The following is a 20,919-nucleotide window of genomic DNA, read 5'->3' as shown; positions in this document are numbered from 1 at the left end:
ATTGAAATGATATTGGTGTAACTACACCCTTGTTTATAGAAAGCAGGAAGTTATATGCGTCATTCAAATGGGCCAAAGGAAGGCGAGTTTATTACGATCAAGAGTTATAAACACGATGGCAGCCTACATCGGACATGGCGCGATACGATGGTACTCAAGACAAGTGAAAATGCTTTGATCGGATGTAATGATCACACTTTAGTTACAGAAGCTGATGGAAGGCGTTGGGTCACCCGTGAACCAGCTCTGGTTTATTTCCATAAGCACTACTGGTTTAACATTGTGGCGATGATTCGTGATAACGGGGTTTCCTACTACTGCAATCTAGCCTCACCGATGGTTTTAGATAAGGAAGCTCTCAAATATATAGATTACGATCTGGATGTAAAAGTATTTCCTAATGGTGAAAAACGGTTACTCGATGTAGACGAGTATGCTGAACACAGTGCTAGATGGAAATATCCGGCTAAAACAGATCTGATATTAAAGCACAATGTTAAAACTCTAGTCGATTGGATCGAACACGGCAAGGGACCGTTCTCAAAAGAATATGTCGAGATTTGGTATAATCGCTATTTAGAATTGTCGCGCCGGCAGTAATTGCCTGTTTATAACCATTTGGGGCTGTGATAGAAGTCGCAGTCCCTTTTTTTATATCCAAAGGTGGGGAGACCAAAAGAAACAGAAAGGAAAAATTATGTTTAATAAAAAAAGACGTTATCGTTTGATGTATTGGTCACTTGAGTTGTTATTGGTCGCATTGTTGATCTTTGTTTGTACCCAGATAGGTTTTATCTTTCAACCGATCGGGATCTTCATTTCAACGATCTTTGCGCCGGTATTGATCGCCGGGTTCTTATTTTATGCGCTGAACCCTTTGGTCAATTTACTTACTAAAGTCCAGTATAAAAAGTTTAAGATCGGGCGCACTTGGGCAGTGACGATCGTCTTTCTCTTGTTCTTTGCCTTGATCGGCTTGACAGTTGCGTATTTAGTTCCTAAATTAACGACACAGGTCGAACAATTAGTCGCACGGACACCTAAGTATTTAAGTGAGCTTCAAGCATACTTAACTGAATTAGCGCGTAATTCTAAACGCCCAGATTGGGCCGACAATATCGATCTGACCGAATATATCAATAATATCAAAGATTCACTCAATGGTATCTTGAAGAACTTTATGGGTTCATTGACCTCGAGTTTGGGTTCAATGATCGGCGCGGTGACAAGTATCACAATGACGATCGTAACGGTTCCGTTTGTGCTCTTTTACATGTTGAAAGACGGACCGAAACTTTTGCCAAATATCAAACGCATGTTACCAGCTAAACAAGCTGATGTTATCGGGGATCTCTTGGTAAAAATGAGTGATACGATCGCTAAATATATTTCGGGTCAAGTGATCGAGTGTTTGTTTGTCGGAACATTTTCAGCGATCGGCTATGGCTTGGTCGGGATCCCATATGCACTTTTGATCGGCATGTTTGCGGGGATCACGAATATCATTCCGTATCTTGGACCGTATATCGGACTGGTGCCAGCGATCTTTATCGCACTTTCAATGTCATTTAAAGAAGTTATCTTAGTGATCGTTGTCTGTGTGGTCGTCCAACAGATCGACGGTAATCTCGTTTATCCAAACGTGATCGGTAAGTCGTTAGATATCCATCCGTTGACGATCATCATGATCTTATTAGCAGCTGGAAATATTGCTGGTCTATTAGGTATGATCTTGGCGATCCCACTTTATGCGGTCTCAAAGGTCGTTGTGACGTATGTTTATGACATTATCAAACTCCAAAACAGCGACACAGATGCCTAAGTGTCTAAGTTGCCAGGGACCACGATTTGTGGTATTTTGAAATTGTATTGAAAATATCTTATAAGTAGGGATGTATATTTTATGACAAAAAAAATAGCAGTATTAGGTGCCGGTTCGTGGGGTAGTACTCTTGCGAGCGTTTTAATTGAAAATGGACATGATGTCACACTTTACACAAACGTTGTCGAACAGGCGACAGAGCTTAATGAAAAGCATACAAATGAACAATATATGCCTGGCTTTAAGTATTCAGAAAAACTACGGGCAACGACAGACTTGGAAGAAGCTTTAACTGATACCGATGCAATTTTATTTGTTGTACCAACTAAAGTAACACGCTTGGTGGCTAAACAAGTCAAAGAAGTTTTAGCTAAGTTAAAACAACGTCCAATGGTGATCCATGCCAGCAAGGGGTTAGAGATCGGTACGCATAAACGGATCTCTGAGATCATCCACGAAGAATTGACGGATCGTTATTGCTCAAGCATCGTTGTCTTGTCTGGTCCAAGTCATGCCGAAGAAGTTGCGCGACATGATATCACCTTGATCACAGCTGCTAGTGAAGAAGAAAAAGCAGCTGAGCAAGTCCAAGACATGTTTACTAATAACTACTTACGGATCTATACCAATAACGATGTAGTCGGTGTTGAAACTGGGGCCGCCTTCAAGAACGTCATCGCGATCGGGGCTGGTATCTTACATGGCCTAGGCTATGGGGATGATGCTAAAGCGGCCTTGATGACACGCGGGTTAGCCGAAGTTGCCCGTTTAGGCATGGCTTATGGAGCAAGTCCATTGACATTTATGGGTCTTTCTGGTGTTGGTGACTTGATCGTGACATGTACCTCAGTGCACTCTAGAAACTGGCGCTGTGGTGATCAACTTGGTCAAGGCAAGCCGCTTGATGAAGTTATTGAAGACATGGGCATGGTCATTGAAGGGATCAATACTGCGAAGGCAGCCTATGATCTTTCACGTGAAGAGCATATTGAAATGCCGATCACAGAAGCCATCTACAACGTTTTGTATAATAAAGCTGATATCAAAGAAGAGATCGGGAGTTTGATGACTCGCGATAGTAAATCTGAAGTTATCGGAAAACGAAAATAAACAGGAAAAGATCCGCCCCGATGTTTGGGGCGGATCTTTTAGTATAGCTTAGTTATTCTTCATCGACTTCTTTGGGTAAGATCTTGGCGGTCGTTTTGAAGATGAACCATTTACTAAAGAAGTAATTCAAAATACCACAGATGAGTTGATCGAGTATTTTGGCCAGATCTTTATAGAGCGCTAAGAGTTGCACACCGGTAAACATCAGCCCAAGATCCAAGATAAACGAGAAGAGCCGAACATTACAAAATGAAACAAATTCTTGGAGCGTCTGTTTCAAGGTCGTATTTTTAGAAGCAAAGACCCAATGTTTATTAGTTACGAAGGTAAAAATGATCGCAACGATATAAGCAAGACAATTAGCGAGTAAGTAGTTGAAACCAAGATCTTTTTCCAAGATATGGAATAAGATAACATTGATAGCACTAGCTAAAGTCCCAAAGAAGGTATAAGAAAAGAAGTTTTGATATTTACGATAGAGTTTTTTCAAGTTGGCAAAGCTGCTATATAGGATCTGGTCAAATATAGCTTTTCCTTTCCTAATTTTGTTTACTACCGTCTCCATTAGTCTAGGGTCAGAGTTGCGTAAAATAGCAACTAACCTTAATATTATAGTGGAAACACATATTTTAGTGCAAATTTTGTATTCGCTCAGCTTTCTAGTTGACGCTAGGAAAGCAATTTTGTACTATTGAAACTAGCTTAATTTGATAAGGTAATTGGTGAGAGAGTATGGCAAAAATAGAAATCAAATATATTACTAAGAGCGTGCCGTTGCTCTTAGATAAAAAAGAAAAACACGATGTAAAAAACTTTTGGGAATTACGTGGGATCGACCTAGCTGTAAATGATGGTGAAGCGGTCGGTGTGATCGGTGATAACGGCTCGGGCAAGGTGGCTTTGATGAAGATCTTGGGCCAAAAAGATAAACAAACAACGGGTTTTATCACGACTAAGGCCAAAAGATCCTATGCTTCTTGTACGAGTTTAGACCCCGAAAAGACGGGGCTTGAAAATATTCGTCAAGCGATCGCTCAGGCTGACATTGATGAATTTAAGGGTAACCATTATACTAACGGGATCATCAACTTTTCTGAGATCGGTGAATTATTGTATCGTCCAGTCAAAGAATATTCGACGGGGATGTATGCTCGGTTAGCTTTGAGTATCGTATTATTCATTGATCCAGAATTAGTAATTTTAGATGAAGTTTTATCCCCAGTCGACCGGAACTTCTACTTTAAAGCCGTGCAAAAGATCCAACAATTAAAGGATACCGGTGTTACATTTATCGTTTCTGAAGTGCGTCCAGTTATCATCGAGACGCTTTGTGAACGTGCGGCACTTTTACAATTTGGTGTCTTACAAGATTTTGGGGCAACAACAGAAGTGGTCAGACAGTATGAATATGCTTGTGAATGGATCGCTAATTTGACCTTACCTGAAAAAAATGACTACTTAGCAGAAAAACAGGCAGAACAGGTCAACTTTGACATCAATAAGGTTTATGAAGTGTTCAAGAGTGAACAATTCAAGCATGGTTATACGCGCAAAGATGAGCCTCGGATGCGTAAGGAATTTTTTGTTGAACGCGGTAACGACCCTGTACAACGCGAAAAAGCCACGCAGACAGATAAACCAGCTAAACGTGTCAATTCTAAAGTGATCCTTGCTTTATTAGCGTTAGTAGTGCTCGTCTTTGGTGGCGTTTTTTGGTACCAAAAGACCCAAGCTTCTAATGCAACGAAAGCTAAGGGAAATTCAGCAAGTATCGCTAAAGTAAGTTCACAAAAAAAGGCTGCTTCTTTAAGTGAAAGCAAAACTAAAGCGTTAAGTGCTAAAGAAGCTAGCCAAAAAGCAGCGAGTGAGAGTGCTCAAAAAGCGGCAGAAGAGAGTCAACGTAAACAAGCTGCAGCCAGCTCAGAAAGTGCAGCTAAGGCAAGTAGTGAGAGCGCAGCTAAAGCAAGCAGCGAAAGTGCCGCTAGCTTATCTTCAGCCCAAGCCGATGCGCAAACGATCAATGTGGCTGATGGTGATACGCTCGAGTCTTTAGCTGCAAAATATGCAACTACAGTCGAAAAAATTCAAGAATTGAATAATTTAGGTTCAAGTGTTGATCTAACAGCTGGTGAAACACTTTATGTACCGAAATAAAATTAATTAAGAAAAGGTGATTTATGTATGGGATCAGATCCTGGACAGCCCCTGTTATGGGGAATGATCGCATTGATCGCGGTCGTTGTATTTAGCTTAAATATAATTGGGGAGCAGGCATTGCGTCAGAGCACCGATGCCCAAAAAGATAGCCTAAATTATCGGGCTAACAGCTGGATCGCAGCCTATTTAAGCAAGATCGCATTTGGCTTCTTAGCTATGGCTAGTATAACGCAGATCGTCAGAGGTACTTGGGGGCTCGTAGCCTTGATTGTCTTAGTTTTGGGCTTGATCGGGCTAGAATTTGGCCTGGCTAGCAAAGTGACAGTCGAAAATAGTGGCTTATTGTGCCAAAAGTTAGGGTGGTTACTCAAACTTGAAAATGTGATCTTATGGCCACTTACTAAGATAGTTGCATTAGTTCAGCAAAGAGGTCAGATCAACGAGCCAACAGAGATGTCTTTTGAAACGATCGTAGAAAATATTCAACGGCAGCGTGAAGAAAGTGAATTGGATACGACTGATTTTGAGATGATAAATGGTGTCTTATCTTTACACGACAAAACGGCACGGGAAGTTATGGTACCACGGATCGATGCGTTCATGATCGATATCACAAATGATAATGATCGGAATATCGACAGTATTTTAGAAATGGACTATTCGCGGATCCCAGTCTATCATGAAGATAAAGACAATATCGTTGGGATCGTGCATATCAAAAACGTGTTAAAGCGGGCGCGGCGTTATGGCTTTGAGCGGCTGACGATCCGACAGGTGATGCATCCAGCGTTCTTTGTACCAGAAACAATGCCAGTCGATGAGTTGCTCTTGCAGATGCAAAAAACACAAAACCAAATGGCCATCCTATTAGATGAATATGGTGGGGTCGTAGGTTTGACGACTTTAGAAGATATTTTAGAAGAGATAGTCGGTGAGATCGAAGATGAATCCGATGAACCCGATAAATTGATCGAGCAAGTGGCTGAAAATGAATTTATCGTCCAAGGGAAAACGACTTTGACAGAATTCAATGATGAATTTGGGACGAAGCTTGAAATGGATGATATCGATACCGTTGCGGGTTATATTATCGCTAAAACAGGGAAGATCCCGGATGACGATGAAGTCTTGACGGTCACCGAAGATGATGGTTTAGTGTTGAAAACAGTTGAGATCGTTGATGATGCTCGGATCACGCAAGTTTTAGCAGTGATCCCACCTGAGCTTTCAGGTTGGCGTAAGTTTAGAGCGTTGAATCCAAAAGAAGATCAAAAAAATTGATTATATAGTAAAGGTCGGTTTTAACTAAGTGTTGAAACCGACCTTTTTTTAAAGTAAGATAATATGTGACATTTAGAGAAGTTAGCCAAAAGCTGATATAGAATTTAATTGTGAGGTAAATATGAAAACAGATGAACTAAAACAAGCCGTTGAAAAAAGACGGACATTTGCGATCATTTCTCACCCTGACGCGGGTAAGACAACGATCACAGAACAATTACTTTTATTTGGGGGCGTCGTTCGCCAAGCTGGGACAGTTAAAGCTAAAAAGAGTGGTAATTTTGCTAAGTCTGACTGGATGGAGATCGAAAAGAAACGTGGGATCTCAGTTACGAGTTCGGTCATGCAATTCGATTATGCAGGCAAACGCGTTAATATCCTTGATACCCCTGGGCACGAGGACTTTTCCGAAGACACGTATCGAACATTGATGGCGGTCGATTCAGCCGTGATGGTGATCGACTCGGCTAAAGGGATCGAGCCCCAAACTAAGAAACTTTTCCAAATTTGTAAAATGCGGGGGATCCCGATCTTTACATTTATCAACAAATTAGACCGTGATGGCCGGGAACCTTTAGAATTGACTGCCGAACTTGAAGAAGTTTTAGGGATCGATGCCTATGCGATGAATTGGCCGATCGGGATGGGTAAAGGTCTTAAGGGGATCTATGATATCTATAACGATCGGATCGAACTTTACCGCTCAGAAACCGATGGACAAAAATTCCTTGAACTCGATGAAAATGGCGAGATCAAAGGTGATGATCCGTTAAAAGAAGATAGTATCTACCAACAAGTTTTAGAAGAAGTTGAATTGGTCAAGGATGCCGGCAATGAATTCGACGAAGAAAAGATCGCAAATGGTCAATTGACACCAGTCTTCTTTGGTTCGGCTTTGACGAATTTTGGGGTCAAAACATTTTTAGATGCATATCTTCAATTCGCGCCTGCACCAGCTGCGCATAAGACCCAAGCTGGCGGTGAGATCGAACCAGCTGATCCGACCTTCTCGGGCTTTATTTTTAAGATCCAAGCTAATATGAACCCTAACCACCGTGACCGGATCGCCTTTGTCCGGATCTGTTCGGGTGAATTTGACCGCGGAATGGATGTTTTCTTGAACCGAACAGGCAAAAAGATCCGTCTCTCTAATTCGACTCAATTCATGGCTGATACACGTGAAACAGTTGAAACTGCTGTAGCCGGAGATATCATTGGGTTGTATGACACGGGGAATTTCCAGATAGGGGATACGATCTATACGGGTAAAAAGACGATCGAATTTGAAAAATTACCACAATTTACGCCAGAATTATTCGCACGTGTGACAGCCAAGAACGTGATGAAGCAAAAGTCATTCCATAAAGGGATCCAACAATTGGTGCAAGAAGGGGCAGTTCAGCTCTATCAAAGTTATAGCACCGGTGATTATATTTTAGGTGCGGTCGGTCAATTGCAGTTTGAAGTTTTCCAATTTAGAATGGCAAATGAATACAATTCTGAAGTCGTTATGACACCAATGGGTAATAAGATCGCCCGTTGGATCGACCCAGAACAATTAGATGAAAAGATGTCGAGTTCAAGAAACTTGCTCGTTAAAGATCGTCAAGGTGCGCCCCTATTTCTTTTTGAAAATGAATTTTCCGAAAGATGGTTCAAAGATAAGTATCCTGATGTAAAATTAACGGCAAAACTATGATCTCACATAGATAAGCGCTAATTAAATAATAAAAGCTCAGAACTGATAGTTGAGATCTACATCTCAACTGTCAGTTCTGAGCTTTTTAGTATAGTTATTTTACGGATCCAAGTTTAGATATTCACGGATCGTCCACCCAAGACCATTGACTTCAAACCAAAGCATTCCATCCACTCTGATCCGGCCTGTCAAGGTTACGATCTGGCCATTTCTGATCAACCCGACTTTTTGGCCGAATGGTTTATCGTATAGGACGAGTTCACCATCTGGGATAAAGTCGATCATCGCATTATGGCGCAGATCGATCGAGCGTGGGAGATCAATATCAAGGGTATCACGGTCGCTGATCACAGCTGGCTTTTTATCCAACATTGTCATCAATTCGGCATCATATTTGATCCAAATACTGCCGCCTAAGCAATACCAACGTTGATCGTTATCGGTAATGATCGTTTCAAAAGTTTGCCAAATGGTATCTTTAGCTAAGATCACATCGGTCACTTGCCCATCAGGAGCATCTAAGCAAGGTAGGGACTGCTTGAATTTTAGATAATGCGGGGTATAATCAACATCTTTCCAACTGTCCCGGCGATAGAAATAGGTAACAGCCTGTTGATCATAAGTAAAGGCCCCATGTGTCAAACCGCGAGCCCGTAAGAGAGTGTAGTTGCGGATCGCAGGTGATGAAAGGGAAAACTCATCACCGACTTTTCCCTTAACAAAAGTTGGCTTTTGCAAGAACCGGCGATCATCGATATCTTGGCAAAAGATCCAAATGTTACCAGCATCTTTTTTACGATAGGTAAAGGTGATCGCAGCGTAAGGCAAGACAAAATCACTCGTAAAACCATCAACACGGATCAAATTGTAGCCTTCAAAATCTTTGAATCTAAATTTGATCGGTTCGTGGCGCTTACCCGAGATGATCTGCGGTGAAGCTAAGAATGTCTTATCTTCATCTTGGAAGATCAAGATAACAGTTGAATCCTGTGTAGTGGCTTTTTTCTTGATCTCATTTTTAGTTGTGACCGCTTGTTTTTGGTCTAATACGATCTCTGCTTCTTTTTTTAGTGGTGGCGCCGGGGCGATAGGTTGCTGAGCTGGCGCAGTTTTTTCGATCTCGATCTCTGGTCGTTCCTCGAGCAATGCTTCTTTGACCGGAGCTATTTCGATCTTAGAACGCTTAGCAAAGCGTGACCGGTGTTTTTCATTATTTGGATGTTTTGTCTTTTTTTGTCTTTTCGGTGCCAACTTGAACTCGCCTCCCTCGTATCAGTATCACGTCAATTATAACGTATCTCTAAAATGATTGCACAAAATTATTACTAGGTAATCTAAATTTTTTTAGTACTTAATAATAAAAAACCCCGTAAGGTAGCTTACGAGGTTTCTAGGTCTTAGTTCTCCAAATTTATTTCCACTAAGTTTCCTTGAGTAGTAACAGTCGCAGCGTCGGCACGGTCTTTTAAAAGCTTAGTTTTGACAAATTCAATTTCTTTAGGGGTGATCCGGCGAATTTTATTTGAGATCACGATCTCAGAAAAAGCATGTTTTTTCTTATAGACGACTTTTGAATTCCCTAAGGTATATACTTTGATGAAATGAACTGGTGATTTAACTAATTCATGTTGGATCATGCGTGAGTAGCTGTTGGTAACATCGATCAGTTGCATGTTGATTTCCCCCTTTGCTAAATATAGTAAAATTTTTGAAGTAAAATGTATGCTTCAAATTACCAATTCTATATATCTATTATAAACTATCTGACAAAAATGTTGAAAATAAAAAACTGGGAAGTTGGTAAAAAAACTCCCAGTTTGTTGAATTATTCAGTGACGTTTGCTTCGCTGATCACGATCGTATCGTCGGTCAGGTCGGCGTAAAAGTCTTTAACTTGGGGATGGTCAAGGTAAAAGTCGGTCACTTTGTCTTCGATCTGGTCTTGGATCGTACGGCGTAATGGACGCGCACCCATCTTAGGATCATAGCCCAATTCGACTAATTTCTGGCGAGCTTTGGTCGAAACTTTAAGTGACATTCCATTTTCTTGGAGCGTTTGGTCGACTTTTTCGAGCATCAACTCAACGATCTGGTCAAGATTTTCTTTAGTCAAAGCATTGAACTCGATAATATCATCAAAACGGTTCAAGAATTCTGGTTTAAAGTATTTAGTCAATTTATCGACCACAGAGTTAGGTGTGCTTTCCGTCGTGCCAAAGCCAACGTTGACGATCGGATCACCTGAACCAGCGTTACTTGTCATGATGATGATCGTATCTTTAAAGCTGACAGTCTTACCTTGTGAATCAGTCAAGCGACCATCATCTAAGATCTGTAAGAACATATGCATGACATCGGGATGAGCTTTTTCGATCTCATCTAATAAGATCAAGCTATATGGATGGCGCCGAACTTGTTCGGTCAATTGACCAGCTTCTTCATAACCAACGTAACCTGGAGGCGAACCGATCAATTTGGAGACGGAGAATTTTTCCATATATTCGCTCATGTCAAAGCGGATCATTGCTTCGGTCGTCCCGAATAATTCTAAAGCCAGTTGTTTAGCTGCTTCCGTTTTACCGACCCCTGTAGGACCGACAAACAGAAATGAACCGATCGGCCGGCCTGATTTATTAAAGCCGATCCGATTACGTCTGATCGAGCGGGCAACTTTATCAACGGCGCGGTCTTGGCCGATAACATTTTGCTTAAGTGTTTGCGCTAAGGTTTGTAATTGCGCTTGCTCTTTTTGTTTGAGTTCGCCGACAGGGATGGAGGTCATTTCTTCGACGATCTTTTCCATGTCTTGGGCGGTAACTTCGCTTTTAGCTTGGGGTTTAGCCGTTAAGTGTTCTTCTAGTTTAGCGACTTGATCGCGGTAAAATGCTGCTTTTTCGTAATCTTCTTGGTCTAAAGCAGCTTTTTTGTTTGCCTGAGCTTGGGTTATCTTAGCTTTGACTTCGCTTGGATCAAAGGCTTGCAAGGCTAGATTTTTACGCGAGCCGGCTTCATCTAAGAGGTCGATCGCTTTATCCGGCAAATAGCGGTCCTGAATGTAACGTGTCGAAAGCTGGATCGCACTTTCAAGAGCTTCATCAGTATAAGCAACTTGATGATAGCTTTCATATTTAGCGCGCAGGCCGTGTAAGATCGCTAAAGCTTCTTCTTTAGATGGTTCTTCGACTTGAACGGGTTGTAGACGCCGCGCTAAGGCAGCATCTTTTTCGATCGTCCGAAATTCGTTTAAAGTAGTAGCCCCGACGAGTTGAAATTCACCTCGAGCTAGAGCTGGTTTTAAGACGTTACCAGCATCCATGCCACCCTCAGCGTTCCCAGCGCCAACGATCTCATGGATTTCGTCGATAAAGAGGATGATATCTTGTTTTTGTTTCAATTCATCCATTAATTCTTGCATGCGTTGTTCAAATTGACCGCGGATCCCGGTCCCTTGGACTAAGGAAACAACGTCTAGGCGGATGACTTTTTTATTCAATAGTTTTTGTGGAACATCGCCGTCAACGATCTTTTGGGCAAGCCCTTCGACCACTGCAGTTTTACCAACGCCGGCTTCACCAGTAAGAACAGGATTGTTTTTAGTGCGACGATTCAAGATCTCAGTTACACGTTTTATCTCGCGGTCACGCCCAATGACGGGGTCAATCTGGCCCGCTTTAGCTTGGGCAGTGAGATCGAGCCCATATTTATCTAAAATGCTACCGTTATCCCCATTATCACCGGCTTTTGTTGGCGGTTCTTGTGCGGGTGTATGGCGCTGTTGATTTTGTTGGTTGATCTCTTTGAAGAAATCAGCGAATGGGTCACTACCAAAGGAATCTTGGAAGATACCATCTAAAGATGGAGGTAGTTGACTTTGATTTTTCAAAGCGCGATAGCAGTTAGGACAAAGATCGATCGAAGTTTGGCGACCGTTGATGTTTGTTGTTAAATGTAGCGTAGCTTGGTTTTGCTGACAATTTTGGCATAACATAGCTATTCACGACCTTTCCGGTAAAATTTAATGTCAAAATTAGTTTGACCAACTTTGACCTTTGTAGCTTTATTATACAAATTTTTATCTTAAGTGCAAGCAAAAAAATCGGTAGATGGTATAATTTAAAAATGTGCGAGAGGGGGTAGCAGGATGGAAAAAGATTATCAAGCTCTATTAGATCGCTTGCATGCAGGTGAGATCACAGAATTTGAGATCGAAACCGCTGAATTTATGGATTTTCAAAAAATTTTACTAAATTATAATTATCGGAAAAATGTAGTCGGCACAGCTAAACGTGGCGGCGGAGTTATCTATCATTATCATAAAAATGATAAATAAATTTTTTTTGACATATTATCAAAATGTTTAAGAGTGATGCCTTGTCTTGATAAATAATTCATGGTATTATCTTTTTATAGCAGGTGCAATACTTAGTGTAATCGCTAATGTAAACGAATTCTTTTGCAGCTGTAATCAATTTGTTTACTAATTGTTGCACAAATCTTATTTATATTTAAAGGAGCATGATCCACAATGGAAAAGAAAGAATTTCACGTAATCGCAGAAACAGGTATTCACGCACGCCCAGCTACACTTTTGGTGCAAGCTGCAAGTAAATTTAACTCAGATATTACTTTAGAATATCAAGGTAAATCAGTAAACTTGAAATCTATCATGGGTGTTATGTCATTAGGTGTAGGTCAAAACGCTGACGTTGTGATCTCTGCTGATGGTGCTGATGAAGCAGAAGCAATCGCTGCTATCACAGAAACAATGACAAAGGAAGGACTTGCTGAATAATGACGAAAATGTTGAAGGGTATCGCAGCTAGTGACGGAATTGCAGCCGCAAAAGCCTACATGCTCGTGCAACCTGACCTTTCATTTTCTGAAACCAGCATCTCTGATCCAGAAGCTGAGATTAAGCGTTTAGATGATGCTGTTGCAGCCTCCAAGAGTGAGCTTGAAGCTATCAAGCAAAAAGCTGCCCAAAACTTAGGTGCTGAAGAAGCTGAAGTTTTTGAAGCGCACTTGACGATCTTGGCTGACCCTGAAATGATTGGTCAAATCGAAAATCAAATCAAGAATGAAAAAGTTAATGCTGAAGCTGCGTTGAAGAGCGTGACCGACATGTTTATTTCCATGTTTGAAGGTATGACAGACAATGCTTACATGCAAGAACGTGCAGGTGATATTCGTGACGTAACTAAGCGTGTTATGAGTCATTTGTTGGGTGTAACTTTACCTAACCCAGCTTTGATCAACGAAGAAGTCGTGATCGTAGCGCATGACTTGACACCATCTGATACAGCACAGTTAGACCGCAATTTTGTTAAGGGCTTTATCACTGATATCGGTGGGCGGACATCGCACTCGGCTATCATGTCAAGAACGCTTGAGATCCCTGCAGTTGTAGGTTCTGGCTCAGCAACGACTGAGATCAAAGAAGGCGATATGGTCATTATTGATGGTATTGCTGGGGATGCAGTTGTTGATCCAACTGCCGAACAATTGGCTGAATATGAACAAAAAGCTGCTGATTTCAAAGCTCAAAAGGCTGAATGGCAACAATTAAAAGATGCTAAATCTGTTTCCAAAGACGGCAAAGAAGTTATCTTAGGGGCTAATATTGGTACACCTAAGGATGTTACAGGTGCTGTTGACAATGGGGCAGAAGCAGTTGGCTTGTTCCGTTCTGAATTCTTATACATGGATGCAAGTGAGCTTCCAACAGAAGAAGAACAATTCGAAGCTTATAAAGAAGCAGTTGAAGGCATGGACGGCAAACAAGTTGTTGTACGTACAATGGATATCGGTGGGGATAAAGATCTTCCTTACCTACCACTACCAGAAGAAGAAAACCCATTCTTGGGTTACCGTGCGATCCGTATCTCGTTAGATCGCCAAGATATCTTCCGTACTCAATTGCGTGCGTTGTTACGTGCTTCTCACTATGGACGTTTGGCTATCATGTTCCCAATGATCGCTACTGTCAAGGAATTCAAAGATGCTAAGGCGATCTTTGAAGAAGAAAAAGCTAAGTTAGTTAAAGAAGGTATCCCAGTTTCTGACGATATCGAAGTCGGAATGATGATGGAGATTCCTGCTGCTGCAATGATCGCAGACAAGTTAGCTAAGTACGCTGATTTCTTTAGTATCGGAACCAATGACTTGATCCAATACTCGATGGCAGCTGACCGTGGTAACGAACGTGTATCTTACCTTTACCAACCATATAACCCATCTATCTTGCGTTTGATCAAGAACATCATTGATGCTTCTCATAAAGAAGGCAAGTGGACTGGTATGTGTGGTGAAATGGCTGGCGATCAAGTTGCTGTGCCATTGTTGCTTGGTTTAGGCTTAGATGAATTCTCAATGAGTGCAACTTCGATCTTGAAGACACGTAGCTTGTTGAAGAAACTTGATTCAGTTAAGATGCAAGAATTAGCTCAAAAAGCAGTTGAAGATTGCGAAACAACTGAAGAAGTTGAAGCTTTAGTAGCTGAATACACGAAGTAAAATTTGATCAACTTATCTTAAAGAGAAGAGACTGGAAAGAGATTTCTGGTCTCTTTTTGTCTAAAATCAGTCGAGAAATGTTAAAATATTAAGAATGGTATTTTTTTGCTCTTCGCATCAGTGAGAGCATTGCAAAGGAATAGTTAAAACCATATAATTAAAACTGATAAAAAGTTGAGGAGGAAAGGTGCTTGTGAATATCGGCATATTTACAGATACGTATTTTCCGCAAGTCAGCGGAGTTGCGACATCGATCGATACTTTGCGTTCCCAATTAGAACAAAAAGGACATACGGTCTATATCTTTACGACTACTGATCCTGATGTCGAGAAAAATGTCTATGAGCGCAATGTATTTCGCTTTGCTAGCATTCCGTTTATTTCTTTTACCGATAGACGCATCGCTGTTAGAGGGCTGTTTCAGTCTTATCAAGTAGCTAAGGAATTAAATCTAGATATTGTTCATACGCAAACTGAATTTTCAATGGGCTTGATCGGGAAATTTGTAGCTAAAGCGCTAAAGATCCCGTGTGTTCATACTTACCATACGATGTATGAAGATTATTTGCATTACGTGGCTAAAGGGAAATTATTGAAACCATCCCATGTACGCTTGATGACTTGTTCATTTTGCGAAAAAATGAGTGGGGTCGTGGCACCAAGTGAACGGGTCTTAGAGACGTTGACTCGTTATGGTGTCAAAGAACCGATCACTGTTATTCCTACAGGGGTCGATCTGACGCGTTTTAAAGTTGCTAGTGAAAATAATGTTCGAAAACACTATGGGATAGCTGAAGATGCGCCTTTGTTATTAACGTTGAGTCGTTTGGCCTTTGAAAAAGATATCGATCGTATGGTAGCTAGTTTTCCTGCGATCAAAGCTCAAGTCCCAGGGGTCAAATTGTTGGTCGTAGGTGATGGCCCAGCTAAAGAATCATTGCAAGATCAAGTAAAAGAACTCGAATTGACCGAAGATATCATCTTTACAGGTGAAGTGGACAATACTCAAGTGAGTGAGTTTTATCATGCCGCTGATCTACTTGTTTCAACTTCGGTCTCAGAGTCGCAAGGACTAACGTATATCGAGGCGTTGGCAGCTGGGACTAAAGTGGTCTCCTCGAAAAGCCCATACACGGCTGAACTTCTAAGTGATCGGACGATCGGTGCAAATTTTGAGACTTTACAAGAATTTGTTGAGTTAGTAGTTGAATATTTGACGAAGCCAGCCAAATATCAAGATCCTAAACCGTTACAACAGAAGTTAAAAGAGATCTCAGCTGATGAGTTTGGTGAAAAGATCTTACAATTTTATGAACGCAGTAAGGAACACTATCTGGAGTTGAGTCAAACCACCTACTCAAAAGAACACAGCTAAAAGGAGTTTTCTAATGTTAAATGTTCACATGTATTCGTCGGCAACCAAGGTCAAAGGCCAAGGGGTGGGCAGTGCATATACCGAACTGATAAAGTTGCTAGAAAAATACTATCCTGAGCAGTTGGCGATCACGATCAATGAGTTTGGTCCAGCTGATATCAGTCACTATCACACGATCGACTTAAAGTTTTTCTTTTCGACTTTTTCCAAACGTCGGGGCAAAAAAGTGGGTTACGTTCACTTTTTGCCAGAAACACTGGAGGGAAGTCTCAAGTTACCGTGGATCGCACGTAAAGTATTGTATCGCTATGTGATCGCTTTTTATAAGCGGATGGATGCCCTAGTCGTTGTTAATCCGACTTTTATTCCTAAACTGGAAGCTTATGGGATCGCTCGTGAGAAGATAACTTATATTCCTAATTTTGTATCTAAAAAGGAATTTCATCCGATCGCTAGTGAGGCCAAAAAGCAGTTACGTGTGGAAAAAAAGTTGCCTACCGATAAATTTTTGATCGTCGGCGTTGGGCAGATCCAGGAAAGAAAAGGCGTCTTTGATTTTATCGAGCTGGCTAAGCGTAATCCTGAATTCGAATTCGTTTGGGTCGGAGGCTTTTCGTTTGGAATGATCACTGATGGCTATGCAGAGTTGAAAAAGGTCGTCGACGATCCACCTAAGAATTTACATTTTCCGGGGATCGTCGAACGAACTGAAATGTGTGAGTATTACAACTTGGCTGATGTTTTCTTGTTACCATCATACAATGAACTGTTCCCAATGAGTGTGCTGGAAGCATTTAGCTGTGAGACACCCGTTGTCTTACGTGAACTCGAGCTTTATGAAGGTGTGATCGCGGGTTATTATGCTGGTTGTGCTGATATCGATGAGATGGAAAAAAAGCTCAAAGAGTTAGCCAAAGATCCAGATGTATTGGCTAAATTGCGTGAGCGGGCTAAAGCAGCAGCTAAATTTTATTCAGAAGATCGCCTGGCTTTGATCTGGTTAGATTACTATAAAAAGCAAGCGGGGAAAGTGTGATGTCAAAGAAAAATAAATTAGCCCTCTTGGTAATGATATTGATCGGGGGCGGGATCTTTTTTTATTCTGTTCAAGGGATCTCCTATCATGACTTAGTTGGTGATATCACACATCTTAATTGGTGGTGGATCGCAGTAGCCGTGTTATGTATGGCGCTGTCGATTTGTTGCGAGGGCTTTGTAGTCAAAGAATTGCTGAAAAGACAGTTCCCGACTTATTCTTTTAAGGATTCGTTGCGGATCCCGTTGATCGAAGCTTTGTTTAACGGAATCACCCCGTTTGCTTCAGGCGGACAGCCAGCGCAGTTATTTGCCTTGTTGCAATCTGGGGTAGATGCTGGACGTGCGACCTCGATCTTATTGATGAAATTTGTGGTGTATCAATCGATGATCGTTTTAAATTTCATTGTTTGTTTATTTTTAGGATTTCATTTGATCGCTGATAAATTGCATGTTATGGGATTACTGTTGATCTTTGGCTTTTTGATCCATTTGGCAGTGATCTTAGGTTTGTTGTTGATAATGTATTGGTATGACTTTACTAAGAAGATAACAAATCTATGCTTGCACCCTTTTAAACGTTTTTTAGCTCCAGAACGTTATGAAAAATATGATAAGTTGATCAATGAAAAGATCGATAACTTTTATCGGGAGAGCTTACAATTGAAAGCTAACTACCGCTTGTTGTTCAAAATTAGTTTGATCACTTTGGTCCAACTATTTTTCTATTACATCATCCCGTTTTTTATCCTGTTGGCTTTACGGGTCGAACATGCTGAATTGTTGACGGTAATGACGCTTCACGTTTTGATCGTGATGGTGATCTCACTATTCCCGATCCCTGGAGGAGCTGGAGGGGCCGAATACAGTTTTTCACTGATTTTTTCGGCCTTTGTCAACAGCGGGAGCAAGCTGGTCTTGGCAATGATAATTTGGCGGATCATCACCTACTACTTAGGGATGTTTGGTGGCATGGTAGCCTTAGTGATCAAGCCAGATAAATATTCAAAACAAGATTAAAGAGAAGAATATCCTAAAATCTTCAACTTTTTTGAATTGTTTCATTATATTTGGTGTGTTAGTATATAATTTGCTAAGGTATATCAAAAGTAGGTCCATGATCTACTTAAATGAAGAGGAGATTTATATCTATGGAAAATTCACAACTTGTGGCAATTATCGAAAGACTAGATGCGATGATGAAAGCAGACACAAATGAAGTTCAATCACGTCGTTTTGAACGTGAAGGACAAGAAAGAGGATTCGTAACATACGATCCTGCAACACAAACTTTTGAATTAGAAGAATTAGCAACACATCAAAAGTTCGATTTTGATGATATCGATCTAGCAGCGATGGAGATCTACGACTTATTAAACGACTAATTTTAAAATATCTTTAAATCTTGTGGAATGACTATCTTTTTCATAGGATATTAAACTATAATTTGACGCATAGACAATTAAATACTACTTAATTATTGGAGGCAATTAGATGCGTTCAGTGCTAAAGAAAGTCCGTGATGGGCTGAATACGCGCACAGGGTTTTTTATTTTAACTCTGGTATTACTTTGGATTAAAACGTATGCTGTTTATGTTAATAAGTTCAGCTTAGGGATCAATGACAGCATGCAACGCTTCTTACTCTTGTTAAATCCGCTCCCAGCAGGTTTATTACTTTTAGGCATCGCCCTTTATTTTAGAGGTAAGAAGTCCTATTGGATCATGATGATCGTCGATTTGATCGCCTCATTATGGCTTTTTGCCAATATTTTGTACTATCGGGAGTTTTCTGATTTCCTATCGATGGGGATCATTAAGTCTTCAGGATCAGTTTCAAATAATTTATCGTTAAGTATTGGCGAGATCTTACATCTTAGTGACTTATGGGTCTTTGTAGATGTGATCATTTTGACATTACTATTGGTATTTAAGGTCATCAAAATCGATACACGACCAGTCAAGTTCCGCTATCCGATCGGAGTCACACTGTTATCATGTGTTTTGTTTGCAGCTAATCTAGGTTTAGCCGAAAAGAACCGCCCACAACTGCTGACACGTACATTTGACAATAACTATATTGTTAAATATTTAGGTATTAACTTCTATGCTGCTTATAACGCTTACCAAACGCATAAGGAAAGTGCTACAAGAGCTAGTGCAAGTAGTAGTGATATGGATCAGGTCTTGAAGTTTTTGGAAAAAAACAAAACAACAGTCAATCCAGAATACTATGGTAAAGCAAAAGGTAAGAATGTTTTTGTTTTCCATTTGGAAAGTTTCCAACAATTTATGATCAACTATAAAGTTAATGGTAAGGAAGTAACGCCAAATATCAATCAATTTTATAGCGATCAAAGCACGATCTCCTTTGATAATTTCTACCACCAAGTAGGACAAGGGAAGACTTCTGATGCTGAAACGATGTTAGAAACATCACTCTTTGGTTTACCATCAGGGTCAGTTATGACCTCTTATGGTACCAATAATACCTTCCAAGCGATGCCAGCTATTATGGACCAACAAGGCTATACAACAGCGGCATTTCACGGAGATGTTGGTAGTTTTTGGAATCGCGATAATACCTATAAGTCTTGGGGATATCAATATTTCTTTAGTGAAGACTACTACAAGAATAAGTCTAACTATAGTATCGGATATGGTTTGAAGGATAAACTGTTCTTACAACAGTCGGTTAAGTACATCGAACAGTTACCGCAACCGTTCTATGCAAAGTTGATCACGGTCACAAACCACTATCCATACGAACTTGATAAGCAAAATCAAACGATTGAAAAGACGACAACAGGTGATAGCACGGTTGACGGTTATGTTCAAACAGCCAAGTACTTAGATGATGCTTTTGGCGAATTTATCAGTTATTTGAAAAAAGCAGGTCTCTATGATAATTCGATGATCGTTGTTTATGGTGACCATTATGGCATCTCAAATAACCATAAAAAGGCGATCGCGCAATTACTTGGTAAGAAGAGCGTGGATAGTTATGATCTAGCACAGTTCCAAAAGGTTCCATTCATGATCCATGTTAATGGGATCAAGGGCGGAGTCGATCATACTTATGGCGGTGAGATCGACGTTATGCCGACCTTATTAGACCTTTTGGGGATCAAGAATACGGATACGATCCAATTAGGTAATGATTTATTGGCTAAGGATCGTAATCAAACAGTTGCCTTTAGAAATGGTGACTTTGTTTCACCTACATTTACCAAGATCGGAAGTACGATCTATAATGACAAGGGTGAAGATGTTACAGATAGTTTGACGGCCGAGCAAAAGGCACAAGTTAAAGCACAGACAGAATACGTTGATGAAGAGTTATCACTTTCCGATAAGATCATCACAGGCGATCTGTTGCGTTTCTACACACCTGCAGGCTTTAAGGCGACCGATAAGACTAAATACAACTATAAGTATTCAGAAGGCCTAAAACAGCTCAAACAGGCACAAAAGGATAAACCAACGAGTGTCTTGCAGCAAAATAATGGCAATTCAACTGAAAACCTATACGAAACAGACGCTCCTGAACTGAAATAGTTTAGGCAAAAGCGTGTAAAACAACACAAGTAGTTCCGTATAGCTAATAGGAAAAACGCTCCGATGCAAAATACGCATCGGAGCGTTTTTTTGTTGTCTGCTAAGTTGATCTTGGGTGTAAATGTTTTGGTATAAAAAAGCGATGTCACAGGCTCTTTTTTGAGAGTGTGCTATAGGAATAGTAAAGAGAGATAAGGTTATATTTTAGTATTAGGAAAAAATTTTTGAATATATTCAAAAAAATCTAAAAAAGTTATTGACGTTTCTTGATAGATGTTGGTATACTATAAAAGTTGCTGATGCAGAGCAGTTGCTTAAAAATATAATATAAAAAAGATGTTGACATCATCTTGAAAATCATGATATTAT

At 40.5% G+C, this 20,919-nt stretch carries 18 protein-coding genes; 14 read left to right on the top strand and 4 right to left on the bottom strand.

Annotation, left to right across the window (positions count from 1 at the left end):
* Positions 1-54: 54 nt before the first annotated feature.
* The 3 genes from ntdP (at position 55) to FC30_RS01705 (ending at position 2,932) form a co-directional block, all read left to right on the top strand.
* Positions 55-600, top strand: coding sequence for a nucleoside tri-diphosphate phosphatase (gene ntdP, locus FC30_RS01715; RefSeq protein ID WP_010688438.1), 546 nt, complete (start codon positions 55-57; stop codon positions 598-600).
* Between the two features lie 97 nt (positions 601-697).
* The gene (locus FC30_RS01710) at positions 698-1,822 is read left to right on the top strand and encodes an AI-2E family transporter (RefSeq protein WP_010688437.1); all 1,125 of its coding nucleotides are present in this window, start codon (positions 698-700) and stop codon (positions 1,820-1,822) included.
* A gap of 81 nt (positions 1,823-1,903) precedes the next feature.
* Positions 1,904-2,932, top strand: a complete 1,029-nt coding sequence (locus FC30_RS01705; protein WP_010688436.1) for an NAD(P)H-dependent glycerol-3-phosphate dehydrogenase — start codon at positions 1,904-1,906, stop codon at positions 2,930-2,932.
* A gap of 52 nt (positions 2,933-2,984) precedes the next feature.
* Here FC30_RS01705 and FC30_RS01700 read toward each other — a convergent pair whose 3' ends face one another.
* Positions 2,985-3,422 carry a GtrA family protein gene (locus FC30_RS01700; RefSeq protein WP_010688435.1) on the bottom strand — a complete coding sequence of 146 codons (438 nt, stop codon included), beginning with the start codon at positions 3,420-3,422 and terminating at the stop codon, positions 2,985-2,987.
* A 242-nt stretch (positions 3,423-3,664) separates the two neighbouring features.
* On the opposite strand from FC30_RS01700, the gene FC30_RS01695 reads away from it, so the two are divergent.
* The 3 genes from FC30_RS01695 to FC30_RS01685 all read left to right on the top strand — a co-directional run bounded on the left by FC30_RS01695 (position 3,665) and on the right by FC30_RS01685 (position 8,069).
* Complete coding sequence (locus FC30_RS01695; protein ID WP_056938455.1) at positions 3,665-5,086, top strand: ATP-binding cassette domain-containing protein; 1,422 nt, start codon at positions 3,665-3,667, stop codon at positions 5,084-5,086.
* 27 nt (positions 5,087-5,113) lie between these two features.
* Positions 5,114-6,370 carry a hemolysin family protein gene (locus FC30_RS01690; protein WP_010688432.1) on the top strand — a complete coding sequence of 419 codons (1,257 nt, stop codon included), beginning with the start codon at positions 5,114-5,116 and terminating at the stop codon, positions 6,368-6,370.
* A 121-nt stretch (positions 6,371-6,491) separates the two neighbouring features.
* Positions 6,492-8,069, top strand: a complete 1,578-nt coding sequence (locus FC30_RS01685; protein WP_010688431.1) for a peptide chain release factor 3 — start codon at positions 6,492-6,494, stop codon at positions 8,067-8,069.
* A 99-nt stretch (positions 8,070-8,168) separates the two neighbouring features.
* On the opposite strand, the gene FC30_RS01680 is transcribed toward FC30_RS01685, so the two are convergent.
* The 3 genes from FC30_RS01680 to FC30_RS01670 all read right to left on the bottom strand — a co-directional run bounded on the left by FC30_RS01680 (position 8,169) and on the right by FC30_RS01670 (position 12,057).
* Positions 8,169-9,320, bottom strand: a complete 1,152-nt coding sequence (locus FC30_RS01680) for a MucBP domain-containing protein (RefSeq protein WP_010688430.1) — start codon at positions 9,318-9,320, stop codon at positions 8,169-8,171.
* 146 nt (positions 9,321-9,466) lie between these two features.
* Positions 9,467-9,742, bottom strand: a complete 276-nt coding sequence (locus FC30_RS01675) for a DUF1827 family protein (RefSeq protein ID WP_010688429.1) — start codon at positions 9,740-9,742, stop codon at positions 9,467-9,469.
* A gap of 152 nt (positions 9,743-9,894) precedes the next feature.
* Positions 9,895-12,057 (bottom strand): ATP-dependent Clp protease ATP-binding subunit, encoded by a 2,163-nt coding sequence (locus tag FC30_RS01670; RefSeq protein WP_010688428.1) that lies wholly within the window; start codon positions 12,055-12,057, stop codon positions 9,895-9,897.
* A gap of 153 nt (positions 12,058-12,210) precedes the next feature.
* On the opposite strand from FC30_RS01670, the gene FC30_RS01665 reads away from it, so the two are divergent.
* The 8 genes from FC30_RS01665 to FC30_RS01630 all read left to right on the top strand — a co-directional run bounded on the left by FC30_RS01665 (position 12,211) and on the right by FC30_RS01630 (position 20,550).
* The gene (locus tag FC30_RS01665) at positions 12,211-12,399 is read left to right on the top strand and encodes a hypothetical protein (RefSeq protein ID WP_010688427.1); all 189 of its coding nucleotides are present in this window, start codon (positions 12,211-12,213) and stop codon (positions 12,397-12,399) included.
* 195 nt (positions 12,400-12,594) lie between these two features.
* Complete coding sequence (locus tag FC30_RS01660; RefSeq protein ID WP_010688426.1) at positions 12,595-12,861, top strand: phosphocarrier protein HPr; 267 nt, start codon at positions 12,595-12,597, stop codon at positions 12,859-12,861.
* A complete protein-coding gene (ptsP, locus tag FC30_RS01655) occupies positions 12,861-14,582 on the top strand; it encodes a phosphoenolpyruvate--protein phosphotransferase (protein ID WP_010688425.1) in 1,722 nt (573 codons plus the stop codon). The genes FC30_RS01660 and ptsP overlap by 1 nt, the downstream gene beginning before the upstream one ends.
* A gap of 193 nt (positions 14,583-14,775) precedes the next feature.
* Positions 14,776-15,957 (top strand): glycosyltransferase family 4 protein, encoded by a 1,182-nt coding sequence (locus tag FC30_RS01650; RefSeq protein ID WP_010688424.1) that lies wholly within the window; start codon positions 14,776-14,778, stop codon positions 15,955-15,957.
* 13 nt (positions 15,958-15,970) lie between these two features.
* The gene (locus FC30_RS01645; protein WP_010688423.1) at positions 15,971-16,993 is read left to right on the top strand and encodes a glycosyltransferase family 4 protein; all 1,023 of its coding nucleotides are present in this window, start codon (positions 15,971-15,973) and stop codon (positions 16,991-16,993) included.
* On the top strand, positions 16,993-18,012 hold the full coding sequence (locus tag FC30_RS01640; protein ID WP_010688422.1) for a lysylphosphatidylglycerol synthase transmembrane domain-containing protein: 1,020 nt from the start codon (positions 16,993-16,995) through the stop codon (positions 18,010-18,012). Before FC30_RS01645 ends, FC30_RS01640 begins: the two co-directional genes overlap by 1 nt.
* A gap of 131 nt (positions 18,013-18,143) precedes the next feature.
* Positions 18,144-18,377 carry a YkuJ family protein gene (locus FC30_RS01635; RefSeq protein ID WP_004051512.1) on the top strand — a complete coding sequence of 78 codons (234 nt, stop codon included), beginning with the start codon at positions 18,144-18,146 and terminating at the stop codon, positions 18,375-18,377.
* A gap of 109 nt (positions 18,378-18,486) precedes the next feature.
* Complete coding sequence (locus FC30_RS01630) at positions 18,487-20,550, top strand: LTA synthase family protein (RefSeq protein ID WP_010688421.1); 2,064 nt, start codon at positions 18,487-18,489, stop codon at positions 20,548-20,550.
* Positions 20,551-20,919: the final 369 nt, after the last annotated feature.

Source organism: Ligilactobacillus animalis KCTC 3501 = DSM 20602, from assembly GCF_001434535.1.
Classification (GTDB): domain Bacteria; phylum Bacillota; class Bacilli; order Lactobacillales; family Lactobacillaceae; genus Ligilactobacillus; species Ligilactobacillus animalis.
This window is presented reverse-complemented; position numbering and strand designations above follow the sequence as displayed.

What these genes read in the sequence shown, in the direction of transcription:
- FC30_RS01695 (WP_056938455.1), top strand. Translation starts at nt 3,665, where the DNA reads ATGGCAAAAATAGAAATCAAATATATTACTAAGAGCGTGCCGTTGCTC.
- ptsP (WP_010688425.1), top strand. Translation starts at nt 12,861, where the DNA reads ATGACGAAAATGTTGAAGGGTATCGCAGCTAGTGACGGAATTGCAGCC.
- FC30_RS01640 (WP_010688422.1), top strand. Translation starts at nt 16,993, where the DNA reads ATGTCAAAGAAAAATAAATTAGCCCTCTTGGTAATGATATTGATCGGG.
- FC30_RS01710 (WP_010688437.1), top strand. Translation starts at nt 698, where the DNA reads ATGTTTAATAAAAAAAGACGTTATCGTTTGATGTATTGGTCACTTGAG.
- FC30_RS01665 (WP_010688427.1), top strand. Translation starts at nt 12,211, where the DNA reads ATGGAAAAAGATTATCAAGCTCTATTAGATCGCTTGCATGCAGGTGAG.
- FC30_RS01690 (WP_010688432.1), top strand. Translation starts at nt 5,114, where the DNA reads ATGGGATCAGATCCTGGACAGCCCCTGTTATGGGGAATGATCGCATTG.
- FC30_RS01705 (WP_010688436.1), top strand. Translation starts at nt 1,904, where the DNA reads ATGACAAAAAAAATAGCAGTATTAGGTGCCGGTTCGTGGGGTAGTACT.
- FC30_RS01670 (WP_010688428.1), bottom strand. Translation starts at nt 12,057, where the DNA reads ATGTTATGCCAAAATTGTCAGCAAAACCAAGCTACGCTACATTTAACA.
- FC30_RS01675 (WP_010688429.1), bottom strand. Translation starts at nt 9,742, where the DNA reads ATGCAACTGATCGATGTTACCAACAGCTACTCACGCATGATCCAACAT.
- ntdP (WP_010688438.1), top strand. Translation starts at nt 55, where the DNA reads ATGCGTCATTCAAATGGGCCAAAGGAAGGCGAGTTTATTACGATCAAG.
- FC30_RS01635 (WP_004051512.1), top strand. Translation starts at nt 18,144, where the DNA reads ATGGAAAATTCACAACTTGTGGCAATTATCGAAAGACTAGATGCGATG.
- FC30_RS01685 (WP_010688431.1), top strand. Translation starts at nt 6,492, where the DNA reads ATGAAAACAGATGAACTAAAACAAGCCGTTGAAAAAAGACGGACATTT.
- FC30_RS01645 (WP_010688423.1), top strand. Translation starts at nt 15,971, where the DNA reads ATGTTAAATGTTCACATGTATTCGTCGGCAACCAAGGTCAAAGGCCAA.
- FC30_RS01660 (WP_010688426.1), top strand. Translation starts at nt 12,595, where the DNA reads ATGGAAAAGAAAGAATTTCACGTAATCGCAGAAACAGGTATTCACGCA.
- FC30_RS01630 (WP_010688421.1), top strand. Translation starts at nt 18,487, where the DNA reads ATGCGTTCAGTGCTAAAGAAAGTCCGTGATGGGCTGAATACGCGCACA.